General features: G+C 64.3%; 43 protein-coding genes and 1 tRNA gene. 33 read left to right on the plus strand and 11 right to left on the minus strand.

What is annotated here, in order from left to right; genetic code table 11:
• Position 1: 1 nt before the first annotated feature.
• The 10 genes from Herbaro_RS09245 to Herbaro_RS09290 form a co-directional block, all read right to left on the minus strand.
• On the minus strand, positions 2–181 hold the full coding sequence (locus tag Herbaro_RS09245) for a hypothetical protein (RefSeq protein WP_275013521.1): 180 nt from the start codon (positions 179–181) through the stop codon (positions 2–4).
• Positions 178–456, minus strand: coding sequence for a hypothetical protein (locus Herbaro_RS09250; protein ID WP_275013522.1), 279 nt, complete (start codon positions 454–456; stop codon positions 178–180). Before Herbaro_RS09250 ends, Herbaro_RS09245 begins: the two co-directional genes overlap by 4 nt.
• A complete protein-coding gene (locus Herbaro_RS09255) occupies positions 456–665 on the minus strand; it encodes a hypothetical protein (RefSeq protein WP_275013523.1) in 210 nt (69 codons plus the stop codon). Before Herbaro_RS09255 ends, Herbaro_RS09250 begins: the two co-directional genes overlap by 1 nt.
• Positions 665–796 carry a hypothetical protein gene (locus Herbaro_RS09260; RefSeq protein WP_275013524.1) on the minus strand — a complete coding sequence of 44 codons (132 nt, stop codon included), beginning with the start codon at positions 794–796 and terminating at the stop codon, positions 665–667. The genes Herbaro_RS09255 and Herbaro_RS09260 overlap by 1 nt, the downstream gene beginning before the upstream one ends.
• Complete coding sequence (locus Herbaro_RS09265; protein ID WP_275013525.1) at positions 793–1,077, minus strand: hypothetical protein; 285 nt, start codon at positions 1,075–1,077, stop codon at positions 793–795. Before Herbaro_RS09265 ends, Herbaro_RS09260 begins: the two co-directional genes overlap by 4 nt.
• The gene (locus Herbaro_RS09270; RefSeq protein WP_275013526.1) at positions 1,074–1,433 is read right to left on the minus strand and encodes a hypothetical protein; all 360 of its coding nucleotides are present in this window, start codon (positions 1,431–1,433) and stop codon (positions 1,074–1,076) included. The genes Herbaro_RS09265 and Herbaro_RS09270 overlap by 4 nt, the downstream gene beginning before the upstream one ends.
• Positions 1,430–1,726: a hypothetical protein gene (locus Herbaro_RS09275; protein ID WP_275013527.1), complete on the minus strand. Its 297-nt coding sequence runs from the start codon at positions 1,724–1,726 to the stop codon at positions 1,430–1,432. The genes Herbaro_RS09270 and Herbaro_RS09275 overlap by 4 nt, the downstream gene beginning before the upstream one ends.
• 288 nt (positions 1,727–2,014) lie before the next feature.
• The gene (locus Herbaro_RS09280; RefSeq protein ID WP_275013528.1) at positions 2,015–2,350 is read right to left on the minus strand and encodes a hypothetical protein; all 336 of its coding nucleotides are present in this window, start codon (positions 2,348–2,350) and stop codon (positions 2,015–2,017) included.
• The gene (locus Herbaro_RS09285; protein WP_275013529.1) at positions 2,347–2,697 is read right to left on the minus strand and encodes a hypothetical protein; all 351 of its coding nucleotides are present in this window, start codon (positions 2,695–2,697) and stop codon (positions 2,347–2,349) included. Before Herbaro_RS09285 ends, Herbaro_RS09280 begins: the two co-directional genes overlap by 4 nt.
• A gap of 119 nt (positions 2,698–2,816) precedes the next feature.
• Positions 2,817–3,188, minus strand: a complete 372-nt coding sequence (locus Herbaro_RS09290) for a helix-turn-helix domain-containing protein (RefSeq protein WP_275013530.1) — start codon at positions 3,186–3,188, stop codon at positions 2,817–2,819.
• Between the two features lie 116 nt (positions 3,189–3,304).
• On the opposite strand from Herbaro_RS09290, the gene Herbaro_RS09295 reads away from it, so the two are divergent.
• The 33 genes from Herbaro_RS09295 (at position 3,305) to Herbaro_RS09455 (ending at position 23,646) form a co-directional block, all read left to right on the plus strand.
• On the plus strand, positions 3,305–3,595 hold the full coding sequence (locus tag Herbaro_RS09295) for a transcriptional regulator (protein ID WP_275013531.1): 291 nt from the start codon (positions 3,305–3,307) through the stop codon (positions 3,593–3,595).
• Complete coding sequence (locus tag Herbaro_RS09300; protein WP_275013532.1) at positions 3,592–3,909, plus strand: CII family transcriptional regulator; 318 nt, start codon at positions 3,592–3,594, stop codon at positions 3,907–3,909. The genes Herbaro_RS09295 and Herbaro_RS09300 overlap by 4 nt, the downstream gene beginning before the upstream one ends.
• Positions 3,906–4,301 (plus strand): hypothetical protein, encoded by a 396-nt coding sequence (locus tag Herbaro_RS09305; RefSeq protein WP_275013533.1) that lies wholly within the window; start codon positions 3,906–3,908, stop codon positions 4,299–4,301. The genes Herbaro_RS09300 and Herbaro_RS09305 overlap by 4 nt, the downstream gene beginning before the upstream one ends.
• 42 nt (positions 4,302–4,343) lie before the next feature.
• On the plus strand, positions 4,344–5,201 hold the full coding sequence (locus tag Herbaro_RS09310) for an MmcB family DNA repair protein (RefSeq protein ID WP_275013534.1): 858 nt from the start codon (positions 4,344–4,346) through the stop codon (positions 5,199–5,201).
• Positions 5,198–6,343: a DUF1376 domain-containing protein gene (locus Herbaro_RS09315; RefSeq protein ID WP_275013535.1), complete on the plus strand. Its 1,146-nt coding sequence runs from the start codon at positions 5,198–5,200 to the stop codon at positions 6,341–6,343. Before Herbaro_RS09310 ends, Herbaro_RS09315 begins: the two co-directional genes overlap by 4 nt.
• Complete coding sequence (locus Herbaro_RS09320; RefSeq protein WP_275013536.1) at positions 6,340–6,723, plus strand: hypothetical protein; 384 nt, start codon at positions 6,340–6,342, stop codon at positions 6,721–6,723. The genes Herbaro_RS09315 and Herbaro_RS09320 overlap by 4 nt, the downstream gene beginning before the upstream one ends.
• An 83-nt stretch (positions 6,724–6,806) precedes the next feature.
• Complete coding sequence (locus Herbaro_RS09325) at positions 6,807–8,420, plus strand: hypothetical protein (protein ID WP_275013537.1); 1,614 nt, start codon at positions 6,807–6,809, stop codon at positions 8,418–8,420.
• Positions 8,417–8,650: a hypothetical protein gene (locus Herbaro_RS09330; protein ID WP_275013538.1), complete on the plus strand. Its 234-nt coding sequence runs from the start codon at positions 8,417–8,419 to the stop codon at positions 8,648–8,650. The genes Herbaro_RS09325 and Herbaro_RS09330 overlap by 4 nt, the downstream gene beginning before the upstream one ends.
• A complete protein-coding gene (locus Herbaro_RS09335; RefSeq protein ID WP_275013539.1) occupies positions 8,647–8,829 on the plus strand; it encodes a hypothetical protein in 183 nt (60 codons plus the stop codon). Before Herbaro_RS09330 ends, Herbaro_RS09335 begins: the two co-directional genes overlap by 4 nt.
• A 26-nt stretch (positions 8,830–8,855) precedes the next feature.
• On the plus strand, positions 8,856–9,338 hold the full coding sequence (locus Herbaro_RS09340) for a RusA family crossover junction endodeoxyribonuclease (RefSeq protein ID WP_275013540.1): 483 nt from the start codon (positions 8,856–8,858) through the stop codon (positions 9,336–9,338).
• 11 nt (positions 9,339–9,349) lie between these two features.
• Positions 9,350–9,496: a hypothetical protein gene (locus Herbaro_RS09345; protein WP_275013541.1), complete on the plus strand. Its 147-nt coding sequence runs from the start codon at positions 9,350–9,352 to the stop codon at positions 9,494–9,496.
• 174 nt (positions 9,497–9,670) lie between these two features.
• Positions 9,671–10,057 carry a hypothetical protein gene (locus Herbaro_RS09350; protein ID WP_275013542.1) on the plus strand — a complete coding sequence of 129 codons (387 nt, stop codon included), beginning with the start codon at positions 9,671–9,673 and terminating at the stop codon, positions 10,055–10,057.
• Between the two features lie 139 nt (positions 10,058–10,196).
• A complete protein-coding gene (locus Herbaro_RS09355; protein WP_275013543.1) occupies positions 10,197–10,436 on the plus strand; it encodes a hypothetical protein in 240 nt (79 codons plus the stop codon).
• Positions 10,437–10,641: 205 nt separating this feature from the next.
• Positions 10,642–10,715: transfer RNA gene (locus tag Herbaro_RS09360), tRNA-Gly, on the plus strand.
• A 202-nt stretch (positions 10,716–10,917) separates the two neighbouring features.
• The gene (locus Herbaro_RS09365) at positions 10,918–11,514 is read left to right on the plus strand and encodes a helix-turn-helix domain-containing protein (RefSeq protein WP_275013544.1); all 597 of its coding nucleotides are present in this window, start codon (positions 10,918–10,920) and stop codon (positions 11,512–11,514) included.
• On the plus strand, positions 11,495–12,784 hold the full coding sequence (locus Herbaro_RS09370; RefSeq protein ID WP_275013545.1) for a terminase large subunit domain-containing protein: 1,290 nt from the start codon (positions 11,495–11,497) through the stop codon (positions 12,782–12,784). Before Herbaro_RS09365 ends, Herbaro_RS09370 begins: the two co-directional genes overlap by 20 nt.
• Positions 12,784–14,232 carry a DUF4055 domain-containing protein gene (locus Herbaro_RS09375; RefSeq protein ID WP_275013546.1) on the plus strand — a complete coding sequence of 483 codons (1,449 nt, stop codon included), beginning with the start codon at positions 12,784–12,786 and terminating at the stop codon, positions 14,230–14,232. The genes Herbaro_RS09370 and Herbaro_RS09375 overlap by 1 nt, the downstream gene beginning before the upstream one ends.
• A 106-nt stretch (positions 14,233–14,338) precedes the next feature.
• Positions 14,339–15,139: a hypothetical protein gene (locus Herbaro_RS09380; RefSeq protein WP_275013547.1), complete on the plus strand. Its 801-nt coding sequence runs from the start codon at positions 14,339–14,341 to the stop codon at positions 15,137–15,139.
• 64 nt (positions 15,140–15,203) lie between these two features.
• Positions 15,204–16,571 carry a major capsid protein gene (locus tag Herbaro_RS09385; protein ID WP_275013548.1) on the plus strand — a complete coding sequence of 456 codons (1,368 nt, stop codon included), beginning with the start codon at positions 15,204–15,206 and terminating at the stop codon, positions 16,569–16,571.
• A 69-nt stretch (positions 16,572–16,640) separates the two neighbouring features.
• Positions 16,641–16,898: a hypothetical protein gene (locus tag Herbaro_RS09390; protein WP_275013549.1), complete on the plus strand. Its 258-nt coding sequence runs from the start codon at positions 16,641–16,643 to the stop codon at positions 16,896–16,898.
• Between the two features lie 3 nt (positions 16,899–16,901).
• Entirely contained in the window at positions 16,902–17,300 is a 399-nt protein-coding gene (locus Herbaro_RS09395; protein WP_275013550.1) for a hypothetical protein, read from the plus strand.
• Positions 17,300–17,749: a hypothetical protein gene (locus tag Herbaro_RS09400; RefSeq protein ID WP_275013551.1), complete on the plus strand. Its 450-nt coding sequence runs from the start codon at positions 17,300–17,302 to the stop codon at positions 17,747–17,749. Before Herbaro_RS09395 ends, Herbaro_RS09400 begins: the two co-directional genes overlap by 1 nt.
• A gap of 13 nt (positions 17,750–17,762) precedes the next feature.
• A complete protein-coding gene (locus Herbaro_RS09405) occupies positions 17,763–18,167 on the plus strand; it encodes a hypothetical protein (RefSeq protein WP_275013552.1) in 405 nt (134 codons plus the stop codon).
• Complete coding sequence (locus Herbaro_RS09410; RefSeq protein ID WP_275013553.1) at positions 18,164–18,628, plus strand: hypothetical protein; 465 nt, start codon at positions 18,164–18,166, stop codon at positions 18,626–18,628. The genes Herbaro_RS09405 and Herbaro_RS09410 overlap by 4 nt, the downstream gene beginning before the upstream one ends.
• Positions 18,625–19,299 (plus strand): hypothetical protein, encoded by a 675-nt coding sequence (locus tag Herbaro_RS09415; RefSeq protein ID WP_275013554.1) that lies wholly within the window; start codon positions 18,625–18,627, stop codon positions 19,297–19,299. The genes Herbaro_RS09410 and Herbaro_RS09415 overlap by 4 nt, the downstream gene beginning before the upstream one ends.
• On the plus strand, positions 19,296–19,487 hold the full coding sequence (locus Herbaro_RS09420) for a hypothetical protein (RefSeq protein WP_275013555.1): 192 nt from the start codon (positions 19,296–19,298) through the stop codon (positions 19,485–19,487). Before Herbaro_RS09415 ends, Herbaro_RS09420 begins: the two co-directional genes overlap by 4 nt.
• Positions 19,480–20,304, plus strand: a complete 825-nt coding sequence (locus Herbaro_RS09425; RefSeq protein WP_275013556.1) for a hypothetical protein — start codon at positions 19,480–19,482, stop codon at positions 20,302–20,304. The genes Herbaro_RS09420 and Herbaro_RS09425 overlap by 8 nt, the downstream gene beginning before the upstream one ends.
• Before the next feature lie 8 nt (positions 20,305–20,312).
• Complete coding sequence (locus Herbaro_RS09430) at positions 20,313–20,480, plus strand: hypothetical protein (RefSeq protein ID WP_275013557.1); 168 nt, start codon at positions 20,313–20,315, stop codon at positions 20,478–20,480.
• 61 nt (positions 20,481–20,541) lie between these two features.
• Positions 20,542–22,071 carry a phage tail sheath protein gene (locus tag Herbaro_RS09435; protein WP_275013558.1) on the plus strand — a complete coding sequence of 510 codons (1,530 nt, stop codon included), beginning with the start codon at positions 20,542–20,544 and terminating at the stop codon, positions 22,069–22,071.
• A 63-nt stretch (positions 22,072–22,134) separates the two neighbouring features.
• Entirely contained in the window at positions 22,135–22,566 is a 432-nt protein-coding gene (locus tag Herbaro_RS09440; protein ID WP_275013559.1) for a hypothetical protein, read from the plus strand.
• Positions 22,566–22,988: a hypothetical protein gene (locus Herbaro_RS09445; RefSeq protein WP_275013560.1), complete on the plus strand. Its 423-nt coding sequence runs from the start codon at positions 22,566–22,568 to the stop codon at positions 22,986–22,988. Before Herbaro_RS09440 ends, Herbaro_RS09445 begins: the two co-directional genes overlap by 1 nt.
• A 50-nt stretch (positions 22,989–23,038) precedes the next feature.
• Positions 23,039–23,161, plus strand: coding sequence for a hypothetical protein (locus Herbaro_RS09450; RefSeq protein ID WP_275013561.1), 123 nt, complete (start codon positions 23,039–23,041; stop codon positions 23,159–23,161).
• The gene (locus Herbaro_RS09455; RefSeq protein WP_275013562.1) at positions 23,158–23,646 is read left to right on the plus strand and encodes an HK97-gp10 family putative phage morphogenesis protein; all 489 of its coding nucleotides are present in this window, start codon (positions 23,158–23,160) and stop codon (positions 23,644–23,646) included. The genes Herbaro_RS09450 and Herbaro_RS09455 overlap by 4 nt, the downstream gene beginning before the upstream one ends.
• Here the strand turns inward: Herbaro_RS09455 and Herbaro_RS09460 are convergent.
• Complete coding sequence (locus tag Herbaro_RS09460; protein WP_275013563.1) at positions 23,643–23,891, minus strand: hypothetical protein; 249 nt, start codon at positions 23,889–23,891, stop codon at positions 23,643–23,645. The genes Herbaro_RS09455 and Herbaro_RS09460 overlap by 4 nt on opposite strands.
• Positions 23,892–23,922 lie beyond the last annotated feature (31 nt).

The following is a 23,922-nucleotide window of genomic DNA, read 5'->3' on the forward strand; positions in this document are numbered from 1 at the left end:
ATCAGTTCCCTCCCGCCAGCGGCAGGCCCAGCTCCGCGACCTCGACGGCCGGAAACTTGTGAACCAGGCGCGTGTTCATGAGCAGCTCGCCGGCTTCTTCGGCGCGGCGGTCAGCGTCGGTCATGAACAGCAGGATGCCGATCACCAGCAGGGTGAGGGCGGTGATGGTGGCGGCCTTCATTTCGCGCGCTCCTGGATCATGCGATCGGCATACGCGCCGCGCAGCTCCGCGAGCTGCTCCAGAGTTTCCAGCCAGCCGGCATTGCGGCCCATCCGGCGGAAGAAAATCTCGTTCGCCCACGCAAGATCGATGGGCGCGTGGGCGGCGAAGTAGTCGCGCAGCGTCATGCCACCGCTGGCCTCGTTCTCGAAGCGTTCGGCGCCGTCGCTGTCGATGCCGGTCATGACTGGATTGACGCCCGGGAAGGCCGGGCCGCCGGTCTTATCGGTAGCCATCACGCGCCCCTCCACACCTTCGGCGCCGGGCCGGCGGCGGGCGCGCTCGGCGCCTGCTTCGCGCCGGCCAGCAGCATCATGACGATCACCACCACGGCGGCGACGGACACCACGTTGGCAGTCCATTGGAAGATGCGGCGCGCCAGGCGGCGTTCGCCCGGGCGCGGCAAGCCGGCGCCGGTGCGCCAGTCGATGATAGGAGAGGGCATCACAGTGGGACTCCGAAGTAGGCGGCCACCAGGACGCAAGCGCCCATGAAGGCCAGGCGCGGCAAGCGCGGAAGCTCGGCGCCGGCGAAGATCGCCACCAGCGCGAGGAAGAGGAGGGAAAGAGCGTTCACGCGGCACCGCCCGGGAAGAACTTCTCGGCCAGCTCGGCGGCCTCGGTGATCTCCATGTGCATGACCTGCCAGTCCTTGATCGAACGGCTGCCGGCCGCGCGCAGCACCAGCTGGGCGACGCGCACCAAGTCTTCATGCGCGGCGAAGCGCTGGGCGTCGGCCTCGGTCAGGAAGAAGCCGACGTTGCCCTGCGTGGTCTCGCTGTAGACGCGGAAGGGCAGATCGGGCGTGTTGGTGTCGACCACCAGCGGGCCGGCGGTGGGCTTGATGGCGGCGCTCATGCGGCACCTGCGGCGGCGAGGGCGGCAGCTGCCGCGTCGGTAATCTGCTTGCTCAGGCAGTCCGCGACGTCACACTCATCGATGTCGGCCAGCAACGCGCGCAGCGCCTGCACCAGCTCCGGCAGCACGTTGGCGGCCTGGATCATGTAGGCGGCGCGCTCCTCCAGCGCCGGCGTGCTCTCGTCGTCTTCCATCCGGGTGACGATGAAGGCGCAGCCAGCGTGGCCGGTCGCGTTGACCTCCGTCCAGCGGCCTTCGCCGACGAAGAATTCGCGCACCTCTGCGCCGGTGTAGGACTGGCCCAGGGAGAAGGGGCGGCCGTGCGTATGCCGGGGCCAGGGCTGGGTCTTGTTCATGCTGCCTCCAGCTCACGGCGGGTCATGACCAGGGCATCGGTACCTCCGGCGCGGCGGCCGGACAGCTCTTGCCACTCCACGTTTTCCTGCGCGATCTCCAGGAAGCGCTCGTCCAGCGCCTCGGTCAGGTCGACCGCGCTCCCCGGCAAGGTCACCGCAGCCAGCGACCAGCCGGTCGCGCACACCGACACCCACAGGGCGAACGGAATGTTCTCGGGCTTGTAGCTGTCGGTCAGCAGGAAAGCGCCCGTGGGAAGGTGCGCTGGCTGGATTGCTTGGGTGGTGGTGTTCATCGCGTGCCCCGTTTGGTTGTAAGTGACTACAACCAAAGGTTACAACAGGCGATTTACGTTTGCAACATATAGTTGTAATGAATTTGAAAATAAAAGTTGTAGAAAGGGGAAAGGCCGCCCGAAGGCGGCCTGTTTTATGGGAAGAGCAATCGCAGGACAGCGATCACGAATTGAAGAAAGCACATGTTTTTTCCTTTCGCTCAGTGCAAAAGGGAATGCCAAACATGCGTTTATAAAATTGCGGGCGTAAGAAAACCGCCCGGAGGCGGTTGTTTCAAGCGCAAGTGCTTAGGCTTTTTTTCGATCCTGGAAACTTGACTCGTGTAACTCAGTTGACGGCGCAACCTTCTTGCGGCCAGTAGCTCTCTCATATCGGCGGATGCGTACATCGCTCATTGCAAGTGCCCGCTTCTTCTTTGCAGGCGTCGCAAATTTCGGAGCCGCGTCGACGAGAGCCTTTATCTTTTTTGCAGAGTCGGCAGACCGTATAACCACGACATCCTGGGTTTTAGCCATCTCAGCGCGGGCGCGCTTGACTCCATCAATGAGGCCGATGATCGGGGCAAAGTAGAGCCTAGGAGTCTCAGCCGCAGCCTTCATAAAGATTTTCCAGGGATCTTTCATTTCCACACCTTTTTGATGGCGCCAGAAATAGCGTTCCAGATAAAGATTAGCACAAGCAACACATCGGCGAACAGCAACGCATATTCAAGAGCGGTGAAAACAAAAATCTGCACTACCGACGCTTGGTGTTCTTCCAAAAAATGAACAAACTTGCTGAGGCCGAACGATAAAGCAGCCATCAGTAAAAATATCGCTGCTCCGCCAAGAGCATGCCCGTAAAACTCCGCAACCGCAGCAAGGATACTTTCCTGCTCCTTGGCGTGTTCGTGCGCCGTTACGGTAAGTGGCTTTTGTTGGATACCTATACCTAGATTCCCCGGGATTTTGTTTTTATGGCGCGTGGACATTTTCTTATCTGAATGTGAACCGTCAATCTGACTCGTTAAGTGATACCGATTTTCTATTTGGAAACTGATAGATTTTCGCGGTCGGGAAGGGCAGGAGCCCTTGCCGCGGGTCCGGTGGCTTATCCCGTTTTCTTACTTTTTGCGGGATTCTTCGCGTGCCAGCGCTCAATGAAGTGCGTCACGTCATCGTCCAGCCGCTCCTTTTCATCGGGAGGGAGCAGGGCATACATCTGGTATGCAACCTTGAACGGCCAGCGCTGAATGGGCTGGATCGGGGCTGCCGGCTCGCTTCCATCGACAGCGCCATAACGCAGGAAAACTTCTGTCAGGCCCAGGAATTCAGCGGTTTTTCGCAGATTTTCGCCGCGCGGCTCGGACGCGCCGGCAATCCACTTTTGCACAGCCTGTGGGCTCACTTCGGCATAACGGGCGAGCTCGGACTGGTTGCCGCCGTTCTTCTGCTCCAGCGCTTTTCTGATGCGGTCGTTCATGTTGTCCATCCCGAAAGATTACAAGTACACGTTGTAACTTGCACTGCAAAAATTGGTTGTAACGATCCCTGTTGTGTTGTAACTTACGGTTGTAATCAACTTGAGTTACGACAACCATGGATCAGATTGAAGAAACTGGCATCGCCACGGCGGTCCGCTTAGCAGGCAGCCAGACCGCCCTGGCCCGAGGCATCACCCAGATCGCCGAAGCCCGCGGTGCCAGTGGCGTGACGCCCCAGGCGGTCCAGAAATGGGTGGCCCAAGGCTTTGCACCGCCTGAGCGCTGCCGAGAAATCGAAGACTTCCTCGATATGCGCGTCACCCGATACCGCTTGAATCCTGGCGTGTTCGGATCGCCCGAAGAAGCCCTTGCTGCTGCGCGCCAGCCCGATCAGGTGCAACCGTGACCACTGCCGCCGAGAAAGCATCGCCGGATCCGGTGGAAATGACACGCAAGGGTGGTGCACGGATTCTGGCCGAGGTCTTGCAGCGGCTTGCATACGTCGGGCAGGAGAATGCAGCGCATTGCATGGGGGTGGATCCGAGCACGGTCAGCCGCGCCAAGCAGTCGCTGGAGCAGTCCTGCCAGTTGCTCGCCGCCATCGGGCTGCAGGTCGCGGCCTCCGACTCGGTCGTCATCAGCCAGAAGGAGCTGTCCGGCCTCAAGTACCTGGCCGCGCGCTACCTGGAAGCCGACATGCAGCGGGAGATCCGCGCATGACGCGCGCCAAGCCCTACAAGCCGCGCCTCGCCAAGCAGCCGATGATGCGCACAACGGTCGATGACCTGGCGCTCGAGCTGCGCCTGGGCGTCGAAGCCCTGATCGGCGCCCCGTCGGCCGAGACCTACAACCAGCTGGTGCTGATGACCGCCACGCTGGACAACGCCGGCGCCAAGTCCGAATCCCTGACCGCCGCCCAGGCCGCGCTAACCTCGATCTGCAATCGCTTCGACGCTGATCCCGTGGTGACCGTGACCGCCGAGGAGGCGGAATCACTGCGCGCCGCGGCTGATGGCCTCGATCGCGCGCTGGCCAAGATCCCCCACAACGTGTTCCGCGCCGCCCAGGTCTTGGCGCGCCGGAGCTTTGCCGCCGCCCAGGCCAGGGCCTGACATGTCTCTTTTTTTTGTCCCCAATGTTGAGGTGCGCGCGCCATGAAGTGGAGCCACGACGCTTTGGCCGAGGATCTGGCGCAGCACCTGCGCGGGAAGACCGAGCGCCTGATCTGGACCGATATGCAGCTCGGCCCGGCGGGTAGCCCGAGGCCCGATGTCTATTCCGTGCCCTTCAGCTACAGCCGCTTCCAGCCCTTGGCCTATGAGTGCAAGGTGTCGGTGGCGGACTTTCGCGCCGATATCACGAAGGGGAAGTGGACGGACTATCTGCGCTTCGCCTGCGCCGTCATCTTCGCCGTGCCCGAGGGCCTGATCACGAAGGCGGACTTGCCGGCTGGTTGCGGCCTGATTGTCCGATCTGCCGCCGGATGGCGGACGCTCAAGGGGCCGACGATGCGCCCGCTGGAGAACCTGCCCTTGGATGCCTGGATCAAGCTGTTGATCGACGGCTTGCCGCGCCAGCTCGCTCTCCTGCGCGAGAGCAACGCAAACACCTATTCGATGAACCTCGACATCCGGGAGCGCCTGGGCGAGCAGGTCGGCCAGCTGCTGCGCGACCGCGACTATGCATTTTCCAATTTCACCCGAGAGACCGAGCGATTACAGAAAGCGGGCGACGACGCCCACAAGGCGTACGAAAAGCGGCTCGCCGAGGCGCGCAAGGACGCCGATGCCGAGGCCTCGCAGTCGGATTCGGTTCGCTGCGAGCTGGCCCAGGCCCTGGGCTTGGACGCCGGCGCCACGATCTGGCAGATCCGGAACGCCGCCCAATCAGCCGCCCGTCAATTGGGCCGCGACGAGGTGATTGCGTCTCTGCGACAGCAGCTGCGCACCATTGAGTCCGCCGTTCAGGTCGCCGCCCGGGAAGTCCCTCATATCGCGCGAGAGATCCAATGAGCAGCGCTGATCTACCTCAACCTCTCACGCCGGCCGACTGCGACCTCACGGGCTACCGCTTCATGCCCCTGGACGTCGTGCGCCTGAAAGGCTCGGAACTGGCCTCGAGCTACACGCCCGAGGCTTGCTGGGCAGCCATGCTGCTGTGGTGCGCATCCTGGCAACACGTCCCTGCCGGCGCAATTCCTGATAACGACAAATGGATCGCCGACCAGGCCGGCTACAGCCAGCGCGGCAAGATTGATCGCGCGTGGAAGGGCGTGCGCGACGGCGCGCTGCATGGCTGGGTGAAATGTTCCGACGGCTTGCTCTACCACCCGGTGGTGGCCGAGAAGGCGCTGGAAGGATGGATCGGAAAGCTGTTGAGCCGCCTTTCCGGCGGCATCGGCAACGCCAAGCGCTGGGGAACCGAGTTCGACGACAGCGGCGTCAAGGGCCAGATTGTCGAGGCCTGCGCGCATCTGCAGGCGATCGCCCCCCAATCCGCCGTGCTCACTCAAAAGCAGGTGGTGGCCATCCTGTTGGGATCGGCCCCCGACTCGCCCCCCGATAAGAAATCTATCGCCCCCCGATCCAAAAAATCATCGCCCCCCGAATCGCTAGGCGATCGCAATAGAGAAGGAGAGGGAGAAGGAGATAGAAAAGAAAATATAAAACCAATACGGTCATCGTCAGCTTTAACCGTAGGTGGCGCCGGCGAGACCGCGCCCGATGACGACGACTCCGGGCAAGAGCCTGGCGGCGCCACGCTGCCGCGCGCCGTCCGGATCGCCATCCTGCTGCGTGGCCTGGGCGTGAAGCCCATGACCGCCCAGCATCCGCTGGCCGTGGAGTGGGCCGGGATCGAGGAGTGCACGGATGCGCTGCTCACCGATGCGGTCGACCATGCTCGGCAGTTCAAGCCCGCGCCGCAAACCATCCATCCGCACTACCTCATGCCCATCGTGGTGGAGAAGCTGAATCCGCCACCGCCTCGTCACGGCAACAGCTGGCGTGCGACTGAGCAGGCCACCGACGCCAAGGCGCGCGAACTGGGCATCACCGCCCCCGTCGGCTGGAGCTACGCCCAACTGCGCGACGCCATCCAGGCGGAGATCGATCGCCGTCGCAAGCAGCCACCCCCTGAAGGAGCCGCAGCATGAAGGACACCACCGTCGACAAGACCGCCTGCGCAGCCTTCGGCTGCCCCTGCGCTGCAACCGCCTCCAACGGCGGCAGCACCTGGCTGTGCACCTACCACTTCGGCACCGAGGCCACCAGCTGGCAGCGCATCACTCTGGAACTGCGCCGGCTCGAGTGGCTGATCCTGGTCTGCCGCGGCATCCGCGTCTGCTACGGCACCGAGAAGTGGGAAAACGCCTCCCGGAAGATGGATCACGACATCCGCATGCACCAGCGCACCGATCTGCTGTTCTCGCCCGAGAAGGACGGCAACCCGCAGGCCTGGCTGCGCCGCCTTGAATCCGTCATCGCCAATGCCGCCGCCGGCGCCCGTCAGCCGCAGCTGGCGACAGTGGCATAGCCCGATGTTGACTTAACAAAACTTAACCATCCACCAACCCACCCGGGCGCGACGATCCGGGCACAGCGAACAAGGAGCGCAGCATGAGCCGAAACACCGAATCACCGAATAAAGCCGAAATGCCGAATGGGGCGGAAAAGGCCGAAGAGCAGGGCGCAGGCGCAGCAGTCTCGCAGATGACCAGCAAATCAAAGGCCGAAGCTCGGTGGCCGTTCCCCAGCGAAAGTAACCCCGTGGTTGAGCGCGCGTTGCTCGGCGCAGACACCGCGCTGGAGACATCGGAGGACGAGGCGCAGCCATACCGCCGCGATCCCGACATGGACGGCATGGCGACGCCGCGCGGGCCGGCTCCGTACGCCTTCAGCCGCAACCACGACGGCGACGCGCTGCTTCTCGTGGACGGCAAAGTGGCCGGTTTGGTCAAGAACCTGCTGGGTTACGAGGAAGTGAAGGCGGCCGTTCTTCGTGCCGCTCCGGCAGCCGTGGCGCCGGGGCGCACGATGCTTGGAGGATTCCGTTCGATGGTTCAAGAAAAGATGCCGAACGGGATCTACAAGCTGACTTTGATCTACGTAAGTCACGAGCAAGGGATCATGGCTGCTGATGAAGCGGGCCGACTTCTTTCTGGCGCGGCCACCCCACCCGCCGCGCCGGCAGGGGATGCCGACGCCAACGTGGTCGACGCCGAGTGGCCGCCGGCGTCGCCGCAGGCCCTGCAGTTGGCCGCGCAGGCCTGGCAGGAGCCGGGCACCAGCCACATCCCGATGATGCCGCGCCTGGCCGAAGCGTTCGGCCGGATCCTCGACCGCCAGCAGCGCGAAGAATGCGCCAACGCGCTGGTCGGCGCCTCCGAAGTCTTGGCCGGCCGCGCGATGCACGAGGCTGCCGAGGTGCTGTCCGCCCTAGTTCCGTTCGCGCGCCATGGCCATCTTGCCGTGGATGCCGTATCTCAGTCGGCCGAGCTCCGCATCTTCCGCAACGACGGCAGCCAGCCCGAGGACACCGCGCATCTGGATTGCAAGGCCTGCGGCGGCAGCGGCCATGCCGGCGACGCAGCCGCAAAGGATGTGCCGGAGCAGGTGCCAGCCCTGCTGAAGTTTGATCCCAAGGATGGGCTCGCCGATGTCTACCCGTCGGAGGCGCGCCAGTACCGCATCTACCACGGCCTGGTGGCGTGGCTGTTCAACCCGTTCACCGGCGTCCGCCGCGACGCGCGCGATGTCGGCAACGATCCGTTCGGCCTGCTGATCGTGGCGCCCGGTACCGTTCTGCATGCGGCCGAGAAGGCCGTCGCCATCACCAGTACTACCGCCGCGTTAGAGGTGCTGAAGGCGGCGGTCCAGAGCGACAGCTCCTACGCCTGGCCCTGGCACTGCAACGTGGCTATGGCCGCAAAGGACGAGGGCCTGGGCCACCAAGCCGCAAATGAGGCGGCGGCGCGCTTCATGCGCATGGCCTTCGACATCGATGTCCGTCAGTCCGACGAGTGGAAGTCGCTGGAGCGACAGTGGTCGGCGTCGCCTGAGCCGAAGGCCACGCCGACCGTGGTGCGCGGGCTGATCAAGGCGCTGCTCGATGCGCCTCCGCTGGGCCAGGGCACCTACTGCAAGGGATCGCTGAACATCGGTAGCGGCTGTGGCCGCTGCTACCGCTGCCGTGAGGAGCTGCTGGCGCTGCAGAAGGGCGGCGCCCAATGAGTGCCGCCACCTTGTTCGACCAGGTGCGCCAACACCTAGGCCTGAAGAACGACGCGGCACTGTCGAAGCGCATGGAAACCCACCGCGTCAGCATCAGCAACATGCGCGCCGGCCGCATCCCCATCAGCGCGCCGCTGATGGTGCGCATCCACGAGGAAACCGGCTGGCCGACCAGGCAGATCAAGGCGCTGATCGGCGACGACGCTGCGCAGGAAGGCGGTGGCGAATGATTGCCGGAATCCCCGCCGAAGACCGGCCGACCATCATCACGCAGCGCGTGCCGGCGCACGTGCGCGACGCGCTGCTGCTGGTTGAGGCGATCCGAAACAGCCAAGCAGCAGCGGCCAAGCGCTGCCTGTCCTGCGGCGCCAAGACCAACGAGCACGGCGCGCTGCCGTGCGGCCACTGATTGCGAAATTTCGAAAGATCGAAAACATGAAGCCTTTCGTCATCACATTGCCCTATCCCGTCTCTGCAAACGCCTACTGGGCCACGCGCATCATCCCGGCCAAGAACGGCAAGCCGGCCATGGCCATCACCTACGTCACGAAGGAGGCCGAGGCCTACAAGCAGGCGGTGGCCTGGAAGTGCAAGGGCGCCGGCCTGCGCGAGCCGATCACCGGCCGCGTGCAGATCGACGTGCAACTATACCCGGCCAGGCCGCAGGACTGGCAGAAGCGCCAGCGCCAGCAGGGCGCCACCTGGGACGACACTGTGCGCTGCATCGACCTGGACAACGCCAACAAGGTGCTGCTGGACGCGCTCAAGGGCGTGGCTATGGAGGACGACAAGTGGGTGCGCCGCATGGTGGCCGAGCGCATGGAGCCGGACGCCGAGGGCGCGCGCGTGGTGGTGACCATCACGCCGCTGGGCGTGGAGCGGCCGCAGGTCGACCTCTTCGGCGAGGTGGCGGCATGAAGGTCCGGAACATGGCAAAGCTGGTGCGCCTGGAGGGCGAGCGCCGGCAGTACATCGCCGTCAAGACGCGCCTGTACCGCGGTCGCGCCCGCGCGTTCGGTGCGCGCTCGCGCGACGAGATCGCCCGAGGCGCGAAACAGCGGGAGCGGGATGCATGACGGCTCTCCCGTCCCGCCAGTACCGAGACCCGCTGGAGCAGATGCTCCGCGCCGAGGAAAGGACGTGCAAGGGGTGCGCGTTCATCGTCAAGGCTTGGGGCCGCGACACCTGCAGCAAGAACCAGCAACACGGCCGGCGCTGCCGGCACTACACCGAGAAAGAGGGAACAGGACATGTACCAGGCAAATCCGACGAAGAGGGCGCCGGCGCGGCCGGTGGCAGCATCGAATGACCGCCAGCGCGATGGTGTCGAGTATTGCCTCGACGTGTGGGCGGACTGGATGCGGCGGGACGATCGCGACCTGGGTATCAAGGGGCCGCGCGGCGAGAGCGACGGCGATCCGGCCGAGGCGCGCCACTTCAACGACATCGCCGAGGCCACTGACGCCATGATGCAAAGCCTGGTGCCGCGCCACCAGTGGGCCATCAAGAAGAAGTTCGGCCTGGCCCGGGTGTGGCACTTCCCGAACGCCGATTTCCCAACGTCCTTCGCCGAGGCTGTTGCGGCGCTGGAACCGCTGTTGCGGAAAAATCTTGCAACGCGGATGCAGTTCGGGTAAATTTCGCAGCACTGGCTGTTTTCGCTCGCCCCGAGCTTTTGAAGACAGCACATCGAAGCCTCGACTCCTTCCGGATCGGGGCTTTTTTGTTGCCCATTTCGAGCCGCCGCGAGCGGCTTTTCCTTTTTCAGGAGTCGATATGCCGAAGATGCGTGCCAAGATGGTGTTGAACAAGATCGAGCAGTTCCCCGCAGCCGAGGTGCTGCACTTCAACGCCGTGCCGGCCGCCAAGTATCCGGAAGACGGCAGCGACGAAGACAACACCTTCGCCAAGTTCTCGCCGTCGGCCACCGTGAGCCTGACCGTCGCCAATCCCGCGCTGCTGGGCCAGTTCAAGGCCGGCGAGAAGTATTACGTCGATTTCACCCCGGCCGAATAACCGCTGAGGGAACGATGGCCCGGCGATGGCTGGGCCCCATGTGAGCCGGCGTACCGCGCATGTGGCCCCGAGCGGGCAGCGGGTAGTTGGGGGTGGCATCCCCTTTACGGATAAATTGGCCTTCGATACCAGGACAACTCAAATTTTCAGCGGGAGCGACCCGTCGCGCCCAACCCGCCGCCGGGACGCTGTAACCCGGCACCATGCGTCCGTAGCTCAGTGGCAGAGCGGCGGCCTTCCAAGCCAAAGACCAGGGTTCGATTCCCTGTGGACGCTCCATCGATTTCGCAGCGCCTCCTCTGGAGTTCCAGCTTGCCCGTGCCGGAAACGGTCGCGGGCTTTTTTATTCGACACCCGCCCGCCGGCGACACGGGAATATGGCCGGCACGCCAGCACGATATGGAAGCCGGGCTCCTTCTCGGGCGCAATGCCTGTTGCTCACCGGCGCGGGGCTGGTCAAACCGAATTCACGAGGTACCCGATGGGCCGCAAATCCGCACTCACGCCAGACCAGTGGCTGGAGGTCGAGCGGCGCCACCTCGTCGAGGGCGAATCGCTCAACAGCCTGGCCGCCGCCTACGGGGTCAACGAATCTTCGCTGCGCCGCCGGCTGAAGCCGCGTGCCGAGGGCAAGAGCAGCAGCCCCGAGCAGTTGAAACAGCTGGCGACTAACAAGGCCCGCGTCGACGCCGAGCAGGACGCCATCCGCCAACAGATTGCCGCGCTGCCGTACGCCAAGCAGGAGATCGTGGCCGACCTGGCGCGAAAGCTGCGCAACACCAGCGAGCACCTCGCCTCGGCCGCCGAACTCGGCGCCGCCACGGCGCACCGGCTGTCCAGGCTGGCGAACCAGCAGCTGGAGAAGGTCGACGACATCGACCCCCTCATCAGCTTGCGCGCGCTCCAGGGCGTAGGCACTCTCACGCGCCTGGCCAACGTCGCCAGCGAGATCGGCCTCAACCTCCTGCGCGCCAACAAGGACGCGATGCAACCCGAAGATGAGCCGCCCGGCCCCGTGGAGGTGACCTTCGTCACCAAGGACGCCCGGAAGCCCCAGCATGAGGAAGATCAGCTTTGAATTGAACGTGCCGCAGACCGAGTTCTTGCAGCTCCCGCACAAGTTCAAGGCCTACGTGGCCGGCTTCGGCTCCGGCAAGACGTTCGTGGGCTGCGCGGGCATCGCGCAGCACTTCTGGCGCTGGCCGGGCATCGCCCAGGGCTATTTCGCGCCGACCTACCCGCAGATCCGCGACATCTTCTATCCCACGATGGAGGAGGTGGCTGCCGGCATGGGCCTGCGCACGAAGGTGAAGCAGGCCGACCACGAAATGGACGTCTTCGAGGGGCGCAGGTACCGCGGCACCATCATCTGCAGGTCCATGGAGAAGCCGGAGACCATCGTCGGCTTCAAGATCGGCCACGGCCTGGTCGACGAACTCGATGTGATGACCAAGATCAAGGCGCAGACCGCCTGGCGCAAGATCATCGCCCGGATGCGCTACAAGGTGGACGGGCTGCAGAACGGCGTCGACGTCACCACCACGCCGGAGGGGTTCAAGTTCGTCTACGAGCAGTTCGTGAAGGCGCTCCGGGAGAGGCCGCAGCTGGTCGGTACCTACGGCCTGATCCAGGCCAGCACCTACGACAACGAGCTAAACCTCCCCGACGACTACATCCAGTCGCTGTTCGACTCCTACCCGCCGCAGCTGATCGATGCATACCTGCGCGGCAAATTCACGAACCTGACCAGCGGCAGCGTCTACCCGGACTTCGATCGCGCGGCGAACCACAGCGACGCAGTGCTGGCTGAGAACGAGCCGATCCGGGTGGGGATGGACTTCAACGTCCTGAACATGACGGCGTGCATCAACGTGATCCGCGCTGGCGCTCCGCTGACGGTCGACGAGCGCGTCAAGGTGCGCGACACGCCGACGATGGCCCGCATCCTGAAGGAGGAGTTCAAGGACAAGGGGCATCACGTCACGGTTTATCCGGACGCCTCCGGCGGCAACACCAGCACGAAGAACGCAAGCGAGTCGGATCTCTCGATCCTGCGAGCCGCCGGCCTGTCCGTGGACGTGAACCCGTCCAATCCATCCATCAAGGACCGAGTCAACGCCTACAACGCGATGATCCTGAACGCCGCCGGCCAGCGCCGGTGGAAGATCAATACCCACCGCTGCCCGGTGACCACCGAGGCGCTGGAGCAGCAGGTCTGGGGGGCTGACGGCCTTCCGGACAAAAAGAGCGGCCACGACCACCCGAACGACGCCAACGGCTACTTTCTGGTGAAGAAATGGCCGATTGTGAAGAACACCATGCAACGAGTGACCATAGGCGGAGTGTAATGGGCGTTAAGTATCAGCATCCTGACTATGTGGCCATGGCGCCGGCGTGGAAGCGCTGCCGCGATGCAGCCGCTGGCCAGAGCGCGGTGCATGCCGCCGGCGAAGCGTACCTGCCGCGCCTGAAAGACCAGGACAACGCGGCCTATCAGGCCATGGTGAAGCGCACGCCGTTCTTTGGCGCAACCTGGCGCTCCATCGAGGGCATGCTGGGCATGCTGTTCCGGAAGGCGCCGACCATCACCGCGCCCGACGAGGCCAAGGACATGCTGGACGACATCACGCTGTCCGGCACACCGCTGACCATGCTTGCCAAGGGCCTGAGCGAGGAGGCCATCACCGTCGGCCGTGTTGGGCTCTTTGCTGACTATCCAGTGTCTGCGCCGGGCACCACCCTGGCCGACGCCAAGGTGCAGAACCTGCGACCGTCGTTGGCCATGTACTGCGCCGAGTCGATCATCAACTGGCGTTTCGGCAAGATCAATAACGTCCACCAGCTCACCATGGTGGTGCTGGTCGAGCAGCGCCTGGACCAGAAGGACGAATACGAAGACACCACGGTGACGCAATATCGCGTGCTCGACCTGGTAACTATTGCAGGCGGCGCCGCGCAGTACCGCGTGCGTGTATTCGAGATCAGGAAGGACGAGAGCGGGAAGGAGGTCGACGTCCAGATCGGCGGCGACGTCTATCCGACGATGGGCGGCAAGGCACTGACCAGCATCCCGTTCTGGATCATGGGCATTGACGACCTGACGCCCACCTGCGACCTGCCGCCGCTGATGGACCTTGTGGACATGAATTTTGCCCACTACATGGTCAGCGCCGACTACGAGCACGGCTGCCACTTTGCCGGGCTGCCTACCCCGGTGGTCAGCGGCTACACACCACAGAACGGCCCGAATGGCGAGGCGCCCGACAAGCTGTACATCGGCAGCGCGACCGCCTGGGTGTTTCCGCAGCCGGAGGCGAAGGCGACGTACTTGGAGTTCACGGGGCAGGGCCTGCAGGCGCTGGAGAACAACCTCGAACGCAAGGAGCGGCAGCTCGCCATTCTTGGCGCGCGCATGCTGGAGTCGGCGAAAAAGGCCGCCGAAGCGGCCGAAACCGCTGGAATTCACCGCGCCGGCGAGCAATCCGTCCTGGCCAGCACCGCGCAGACCCTGTCCATGGGGATCCAGCGTGCGCTGGTGGTGCTTTTCGAGTGGGCTGGGCTCACCGGCGATGTGGTGTTCGAGCTGAACCGGGACTTCTTCCCCATGCCCATGTCCTCGGACGACCTGCTCGCACTGACCACGGCGCTGCAAAGCGGCGCCATCAGCTTCGAGACCTATTTCGCGCAGCTGCAGGCCGGCGAGGTCATCGCGGCGAGCCGAAACGTCGAGGAGGAGGACGCCGCGCGCAAGAAGGACGTGCCGGCGCCGGCCAAGACACCAGAACCAACCACGTAGCGCCGCCTGGCGGGGCTGCACTCCTTTGTTTCAAGCCCGGCCAGGCCGGGCTTTTTCGTTTCTGCGCGGCGAGGCCGCTTTTTCAACCATCCCAAGGGGATAAACCATGCATTTCTTTTCCGTCAGCAAGCTCCTGAAGAATCTCCTGTTCAACTTCTTCCGCTTCCACGCGGCCGGCGACGGCGGTGGCGGTAGCGGTGGCCTTGAAATCACGCCTGAAATTCAGGCCGTGATCGACGCCGCGGTGGCCGATGCCACATCCGGCCTGAAGACGAAGAATGGCGAGCTTCTGGGCGACCAGAAGAAGCTGAAGGAGGCGCTGAAGCAGTTCGATGGCCTGGACGCAACCAAGATCCGCGAGCTGATGGCGCGCTTCGAGAACGACGAAGAGGCCCAGCTGATCGCTGACGGGAAGATCAATGAAGTAATCGAGCGTCGCACCGAGAAACTGCGCACGGAATCGGATCGCCGCCTCAAGGAAGCTGACGACAAGGTCGCAGCCGCCGAGCAGCGCGCCAGCGCCTTCCAAGGTCGTGTCCTCGACGACACGATCCGCGCAGCCGCTTCCACCGCTGGCCTGCACCCGCACGCCATCGAGGACGCGCTCTTCCGCGGTCGAACGCTGTTCACCCTGGACAAGGATGGCAAGGCCGTCCAGCTGGGGGAAGACGGTCATCCGGTGCTGGGCAAGGACGGTAAGTCCCCGTTTACGCCTGCCGAATGGCTGGACAGCATGAAAGACACCGCACCGCACTGGTTCCCGACCGGGAACAGCGGCGGCGGTGGCGGCGCCGGCGGTAACCACCGCCAGCAAGCCGGCAAGACCATGACCCGAGCCGCATTCGATGCTCTCGACCCCAGCGCCAAGGCCCAGACCGTGCGCGACAAGGTCACGATCACCGACTGAGGCTCGATCCCTCGCACTGCAAGCCGTCCTTCGGGGCGGCTTTTTTTATTGGAAATCACCCACCATGAAAAAGATCTTCCTCTCGCTGGCGGCCCTGGCCGTCGCTGCCATCAGCTGGACCGCCCATGCGGCCAGCGCCCCCCTGGAGGCCGTCGCGCAGGCGGCGCGCGCGGCTCGCTTCAATGTGGAGCTCTACGCGCGCGCCCTCGGCGAGATCGGCCACGCACACCTGGTCAATTACCTGGACAAGACCGGCGCGATGCTGGGTGCCAACACGCTGACCGGCCTGATCCCGACCCTGTACGAGTCGCTGGACATCGTGTCCCGCGAGATGGTGGGGATGATTCCGGCGGTCTCGCGCAACTCAAGCGCGGAGCGCGCGGCGCTGAATGAGCTGATCACCATCCCGATCACTCCGCCGGCCACCCTGGCGGACAACACCCCGGGCGTGACCGCGCCCAACACCGGTGACCAGACGCTGAACAGCATCAGCATGACCATCAGCAAGTCGAAGCACGCGCCGGTGCGCTGGAACGGTGAAGAGCAAAAGGGCATGCTGAACGCGGGTACCTACATGGGCGTTCTGCGCAACCAGTTCACCCAGGCTTTCCGTTCGCTGGCCAACCAGGTCGAGGTTGACCTGTTCACCACCGGCTACCAGAACGCCTCGCGTGCCTACGGCACTCCCGGAACCGCGCCGTTTGGCACGTCGGGTGATCTGTCCGATATCGCCCAGACCCGCAAGATCCTGGACGACAACGGCGCGCCGCAGACCGACCTGCAGCTGGTGCTGGGCAATGCCGGCATCGCAAACCTGCGCGGCAAACAGAGCGTGCTGTTCAAGGTGAACGAGGCGGGCACCGACGAGTTGCTGCGCCAGGGCATCATCGGCCGTCTGGAAGGCCAGGATCTCCACCAGTCGGCGGCTATCGTGCCGGTGGCGAAGGGCACCGGCACCGCGTACACCACCAGCACTGCCGGCTTCGCCGTGGGAACCACCCAGATTCCCCTGATCACCGGCAGCGGCACTATCCTGGCCGGCGACACCGTGCAGTTTGCGGGCGACTCGAACAAGTACGGTGTCGCGACGGGCATCTCGGCGCCGGGCACGATCACCCTGGCCGAGCCGGGTCTGCTGCAGGCCATTCCGGCCGCCGCCACCAACGTGACCGTGGGCAATACCGCGACTCCGAACCTGTCGTTCTCGAAGTCGGCCATCCAGCTGATCACCCGCGCACCGCAGATGCCGATCGGCCCGGACGGCAAGGCAATGGACATGGCCGATGACGTGATCCAGATCACCGATCCGGTGTCGGGCATCGTCTTCGATGTGGCCGTGTATCGCCAGTTCATGCAACTGGTCTACCACGTGCGCCTGGCTTGGGGCTTCCAGGCTATCAAGCGCGCGCACATCGCCGTGATGCAGGGCTGATCCAAGGCCTGCTTCATCAACAACCAGGAAAGGGCGGCTTCGGCCGCCCTTTCTATGCTGGAGACCACCATGAGCCAAGTCGAAACCGTCCGCATCAAGGCGGAGACCTCCGAGGACAATCCCCTCGGCTTCATCATCATCAACAAGAGCGATTTCAAGGACGGCGAGCACGAACTGTTCGTCGAAGACCCCACGGGCGTGACGCTGAAGCCCAACACGGTCGAGCAGATCAAGGCGGCGCTGGCCGAAAAGAACATCGAGATCCCCGCGGGCGTGACGCTGAAGGCCGACCTGCAGGCGCTGCTGGACGCTGCCCCGGCGGCCTAAGCCATGCCGGACATCTCGACAGGGTACTCGCCCGGCCCGGGCGGCTACTACCGTTTGTCGGACCGTTCCGGGCCATACACCATCGATGCAGCGGGCAATGCCACGCTGATGACTTCAACGGGGCAGAACCCGCTGCCGGCTGGAACGAGCCGGAGCGGATCCATCGCCGCCGGCGGCACCGCGCAGACGCTGGCCGCCGCGAACGCGGCGCGCCTGAGCCTGAAGGGGCAAAACATCAGCTCGGCCGATCTCTGGATCAATGAGATCGGGGCCAATGCGGCACCGGACACCGCCGGCTCCTACCGCGTGGCCGCCGGGGCGACGTTCAGCATCAGCACGAACCGCGCCATCAGCATTTACGGCGCGACCACTGGACAGGCTTTCTCGGCAACGGAGACCTGATGGACATCAACGAAGCCCCGTTTGGCCTGATCCTGCCCGGCCAGGTGAATATTGCCGGTCTGCCCAGCGCGGCGTTGTACCCGCGCAAATACATGTGGGTGACCGACCTTTTCGGCGGCCCGGGCGACTACGTGATCAGCGACGGCACGAACTGGAAGCCGGTACGACCGCTGGCAGTGCAGTCGCCTGTGGCGGCCGATATGACTATTTCAGCACTGGTGAACGCGCCTACGCAGATCGTCACCGGCACCATCGGGACGGCGGTAACGCGCACGGTGTCTTTGGGCACTGCGAACGCCTACCCGGGTGCCAAGTTCAGGGTGGTGCGCCAGGCAACAGGGCTCGGCTCGCTGATCGCCGGCCTGGTTGGCATCTCCATCAACGGCTGGGCAGATTTCGAATACAACGGCAGCGCCTGGATTCAAACCGGCAGCGGGGGCCTGCTGTAACAAAGGAAAGACCATGGCGCTGACAGAAGCCCAACTGACCGACACGCGCCGCTTCATGGGCTATCAGCTCGCCGGCACCTCGATGCCCATCACCGACGACAACGACATCGTCTACGGCCAGTTCGGGATGGTGATCATGTCGCTGCACAAGCGCCTGACAACCCTGACGCCCAGCGAGGAGACCGTCCTGACGGACAAGTTTCTGACGCGCCTCAACGAGCTCGAAGACGACACCTTCGCCACACGCGAGAACCTGGACACGGACCAGGCCGCCGTCTGGAAGCACAACAGCCTGGAAATCGCTGACCGCTTCGCGCTGTACAAGCGCGTGCGGCTTGAGCTGTGCCGCTTCATCGGCTTTGCGGCCGGCCCTGGCTTGTGCGGCGGTGGTCCGGTCGTCTCGCTGGTGCGCGCATGAGCGACGCCTCCAACCACCGGGAGGCCTTTCACCTGCTCTGTCACGAGAAGATCGGCGGCGGCATGAGCAGGGAGGTCTATTCCAGCAAGATCTTGCCCGACTGCGTGATCAAGATCGAGGACGGCGCAGGCCAGTTCCAGAACATCGTCGAGTGGGAAACCTGGCGCCGGGTCATGGATACGCCGTTCTCGCGCTGGTTCGCGGCTTGTCGCTGGATCAGCCCGAACGGCCAGATCCTGATCATGGAACGCACCGCGCGCCCCAGTCCTGCCGATTTTCCGGAAAAGATGCCGGTGTTTTTGTGCGACTTCAAGCGCGATAACTTCGGCCTGTCGACGCTGATCGACCAAGCTACCGGCAAGCCGTCGCACACCTTCGTGTGCCACGACTACGGCACCAACATGCTCTTCGAGCGCGGCATGACCAAGCGCATGCAGACGGTCGAATGGTGGGATCCATGAACGCTGAGAAGCTCCAAGACAAGATTTATGCCGGCTATGGCAAGGCAGCGCTGCGCCTGGGAATGGACAACGTCCAGTTTCGCCCGGCCGGCGCCGGCAACCCGCTGGCCACCGCCGGCGTGACGCTGAAGGCCAGCTTCAACGCCGAGGACATGAAGTATGGAAAGGCCAACAAGTACGGCAATGCCGTCTGGTGGGGCCTCTTCGACGCTCGCCTGACGCAGGCCGGCGACTACCTGGTCGGCCCGCAAGGCACGTTCTTCATCGCCAGCCAGCAGCTGCACCTGCCCATCCAGTGCGTGCAGTGCAATCGCCGGATCGCGCTGTCGCGCGCGGCGACGCAGAGCGGAGTAGGGGCCGTCGGCTACGGCGGCCCGTGCGGTACCGCCGGTGACCAGGTTGTCGTCGGTGAACCCGGCGGCAGCATCGCAGACACCGGCTGGCCGGCCTCGATCCTGCTGTTCGGCCAGCGCGAGCGGTCGGCAACCGGGCTGCCGGGCAGCGTGCAGCAGATCGGCTGGCGCATCCTGCTGCCGGCCTCGGTGCCGCCCGGGGTGGTGATCAACGCCGGCGACATCATCACCGACGACCTCGGCCGGCGTTATGCCTGCCAGGGCGCGGAGCTCACCGACATGGGCTGGCGCATCACATCCACGGAGTTGCACGCATGAAAAACATTCGAATCATCAGCGACGGTACGGCATGCGGAACCCAGGTCCTTGATGCTGACGGCACGAAGATCGAGGCACCGATCAAACGCATCGAGTGGTGCATCGACGCTACCGGCAGGATCGGCGAGGCGAAGATCACGTTTGCACACCCGATCGTGGAGCTGCAAGGCGAGATCAAAGATGGCTGACCTTTCCGACGTCAGCAACATGCTGGTGGCCCAGATCGCGGCCTATCTCTACCCGAGCGGCACCAGCAACCCGGTGTCGCCGGTGGTCGGCTTCCCGGTCAAGGTGTATGCCGGCTGGCCGCAGCCGGAGAGCCTCGCGCAGGACTTGGGCGCGGGGATGGGGCACATCAGCGTCTATCCCAGCGGCACCGAGAAGGTGCTCACGGTGACGCTGCGGGATTGGCAAGTGCTGAGCCTGCCGGATCCGACCATCGAGGCCGAGGTGACCGGCCAGACGGTGACGCTCTCGGGCGTGCCGGGCGCGGGCCAGAACGTTGCCATCCTGGCCGACGGCAAGCCGTACATCGTGGCCGCGCAGGAGGGCAACACGCTGGCCGGCCTGGCCACCGCGCTGGCGACTCTGATCAGCGTCGATCAGCCGGCGACCGCCGCCGGCGCCGTCGTCACGGTGCCCGGCGCACATGAGCTGGTGGCGCGGGTCGGCGTGAGCGGCACGATGATCCGCGAGCTGCGGCGCCAGCAGAAGGTTTTCCAGATCACGGCCTGGGCGAGCTGCCACGATGAGCGCGACAAGCTCGGCGCGGCCATCGACCAGGCGATCGAGCCGCTGCTGCGCGCCATGCTGGCCGACGGCTCCCTGGCCATCTTCCACTACCGGAAGAGCCTGCAGGACGACAGCATGCAGAAGCAGCGCATCTATCGCCGCGACGTGTTCTACGCGATCGACTACTCGACCACGCAGACCACCGGCGGCACCAGCGTCATCGCTCCGCAGGCCTTCGTGGTCGGCGGTGTCGATGTGGACACCACTCCCTGAGGAACACCATGAAATTGATCACCACCCAGCCCTTCGGCGACTACCCGATTGGCGCGCAGATCACCGACCCGGCCGCGATCACCAAGATCCTGGCCGGCGAACAGGTCGCCTTCGTCGTGAAGGTGCCGGACGATCCTGCACCCGTCGACGCCGGCGACGGCGGCAAGACCAAGTAATTCTTTCCAGCAATCACCGTAAGGCCGCCTCGTGCGGCCTTTTTCTTTTTCGGAGGCTTCCATGCCGGTTTCCCAAGCGGGCGCGATCAACACCACGGCGCTGATCGTCCCGGACGTCTATGTCCAGATCCTGCCGCCGCAGAACACCCTGATCAACGGCCTGCCCACCAATATCCTGGGCATCGTCGGCACCGCTCAATGGGGGCCGGTGAACGCGCCCACCACCATCGGGGACATGAAAGGCTATGCCCTGCAGTTCGGCGCCATCATGCCGCGCAAGTACGATATGGGCACGCAGGTGGCCGTCGCGGCGCTGCAGGGCGCCAACAACTTCCGCTGCGTGCGTGTGACCGATGGCACCGACCTGGCCGCCACGATCGCGCTCGGCACCTCGCCGACCAACATCACCTTCACCTCCAAGTACACCGGCACGCTGGGCAACACCACCCAGGTGACGCTGTCGCCTGGCTCGGCTGCCAACTCCTGGCGCGCCGTGGTCTCGATGCCCAACCGCGTGCCCGAGACCTTCGACAACATCACCGGAACCGGCGCCGCGCTGTGGGCGAACATCGCCGCCGCGATCAATGCCGGCCAGTCGGGCCTGCGCGGGCCCTCGCAGTTGATCGTGGCCACGGCTGGCACCGGCACCACGGCGCCCACCGCCGGCACGAGCTCGCTGGCAGGCGGTACCGATGGCGCGACCACAATCACCAGCAGCGTGCTGCTGGGCGTGGACACCATCCCGCGTAAGGGCATGTACGCGCTGCGCAGCACCTACACCAGCGTGGCGCTGCTGGCGGACTGTGACGACTCGACCAGCTGGACCACCCAGGTGGCCTTCGGCCTCGACGAGGGCATCTACATGGTGCTCGTCGGCCCCTCTGGCGATGGCATTGCGAATGCCGCGACCGTCAAGGCATCGGCAGGTATCGACAGCTACGCCGTCAAGCCGCTGTTCGGTGACTGGATTTACTGGCAGGACACCGCCAACAACCAGCTGCGTCTGATTTCGCCGCAGGGCTTCTCGGCTGGTCGCCTGGCTAACTTGTCGCCGGAGCAATCCAGTTTGAACAAGCCGATGTACGGCATCGTGGCGACCCAGAAGAGTATGCAGAACCTGCAATACAGCAGCGCTGAATTGCAGCAACTGGCGCAGGCTGGCATCGACGTGATCACTAATCCGATCCCGGCAGGCGCCTCTTTCGGTGCGCGGATCGGCCACAACGCCAGCAGTAATCCGGTCATCAACGGCGACAACTACACCCGGATGACGAACTACCTGGCCTTCACCTTGAACAGCGCGATGGGCATGTTCATCGGTAAGTTGCAATCGGTTAAGAAGGATGACCCGCTGCGGCGCCAAGCCGGCTCCACGATCAGCAAGTTCCTGCAGAGCATGGTCGATCAGGGGATGCTGGACGAGTTTTCCGTCCAGTGCGATGACAAGAACAATCCGCCAGACCGCATCGCGCTCGGCTACATGCAAGCGGACGTGAAGGCGCGCTACCTCGGCGTGGTGGAGAAGTTGATCGTCAATCTGGAAGGCGGCCAGTCGGTAACCGTCACCCGCGTAAGCACCACGCCCGCCTGATCGGCGCGCCAACCCTGAGAACCCCGCCCCGGCGGGGTTTTTCTTTTCCCCCTGGAGAAAACCATGCCGTTGAACGGTTTCAGCGTCGGGCGCGACGTATCGCTCGATATCGTGTCGGCCACCGGTCCGCTGACCTTTGGCCTGATCACCAAATTTACGTCCAAGCAGGACATCACCGACAAGAAGATCAAGGGCCTGGACGGCATCACCCGTCACGTCCGCTTCCCGGATGGCTGGTCCGGCACCTTCGACATCGAACGCCAGAACAGCACTCTCGACGACTATTTCGCGCAGCTGGAGGCCGACTACTACGACGGTCTCAACGAGCAGAGCTGCACGATGACCGAGACCATTGCGGAGCCGGATGGCTCGATCAGCCAGTATCGCTACCTGGGCGTGCTGCTCAAGTTCGACGATGCCGGCGACAAGGCTGGCGATAACACCATTTCCCAGAAGCTCTCGTTCGTGGCCGCGCGCCGCATCAAGGTGGCCTGATGGCAAAAATTTCCAACGTCAAGACCGCGGCGCCCGGCGCCGAAGCCCCGGCGAAAGCAGCATCAGCACCGACTTCGCGCCCGGAAAACTCGGTGGTGGATGCCCTCGGCCGCGTGCTGGTGATCGAAGAGCCGGACATCGTTGCGGAAAGCCGCATCATCCGAGCGCTGGGCGACGCCGCGCAGAACGCCTCCTACTTGACCGCCTATGTGATGCCGGCGGTGATGGTGAGCTCGATCGATGGCGAGCCTTGCGCTCAGCCGAAAACAGCGCTGGAGATTGAGGGCGCGATCAAGCGGGTGGGGCGCCACGGCATCACCGCCGTGCTGCAATACCTGAATGAGCAGGTCGAGGCCGAGGCCGCGAAGGAAGACGTAAAAAACTCGTCCGGAACCCCGTCTTCCGAGGCCGCTGCTGGCTGATGAAGAACGGGGTTCCGTTCCACGTTGCGCTTGGAATATTGGAGCGCGACATGCCAGGCTTCCGCCTGGATAAGGTGGAAATGGCCGCCATGCAGATCATCTTCCAGGAGCTGGAAGGCGGCACGCGCTTCAATTTCGACAGGGAAGAGTTCGAGGAGATCAAGCGGCCATGAAGGAATTCGACAGCTTCGGCAAGATGGCCACCCACCTCCTGACCTTGCAGGCCGGCATGGCTCTGTCGCTGCACAAGGGGCTGGATGAAGTGGTCACGGCCATCCAGAAGACCGCCAAGGAAGAAGTCGGGCACTACCAGGGCGCGGTGGGGCCGTTCCCGGCGTGGGCGCCGCTGGCCGCCTCGACGCAGGCTGATCGCGTGCGCAGGGGCTTCACGGCAGACGACCCGGGCCTGCGTCGCGGCGACATGCGCGATTCCATCAAGAAGGAGGTGGCGCTGCTGGAGGGCGTCGTTGGTTCGGATGACCAGAACCTGGTCTATTTCGAGATCGGCACCGACAAGCAGCCGCCGCGCCCTGTGCTGGGCCCGGCCGTCGAGCACAACCACGAGAAGATCGTCAAGGTGCTGGGCGCGGCAGCGGTACGGGGAATCTTAGGAGGAGGCGCGATCCCGGCGCATCTGGAATATGACCACGACGTCTAGTCGCCCAGCATGCCGCTGATGAAGGCCTTGAGCAGATAAATGCCGAGCAGCGCGGCTGCGCTGCAGATCAACAAGGTGGCAACGCCGACGCAGATGAGTGCCGCCCGGGTATACCAGGGCATCGATTCCACGAAGCGGAAAGGCAGCGCCAGGCGGCCGCGCTCGTCGCTGGCGCGCACGTCGGGGTATTGGATAAAGGAAACCCGATCAGCCAGGAATTCCTGGGCGCGGTAGCGCAACGACATTCGACGGGCCATAGCTTTCCTCTGATGCAAT

Source organism: Herbaspirillum sp. WKF16, assembly GCF_028993615.1.
Lineage (GTDB): Bacteria > Pseudomonadota > Gammaproteobacteria > Burkholderiales > Burkholderiaceae_D > Herbaspirillum.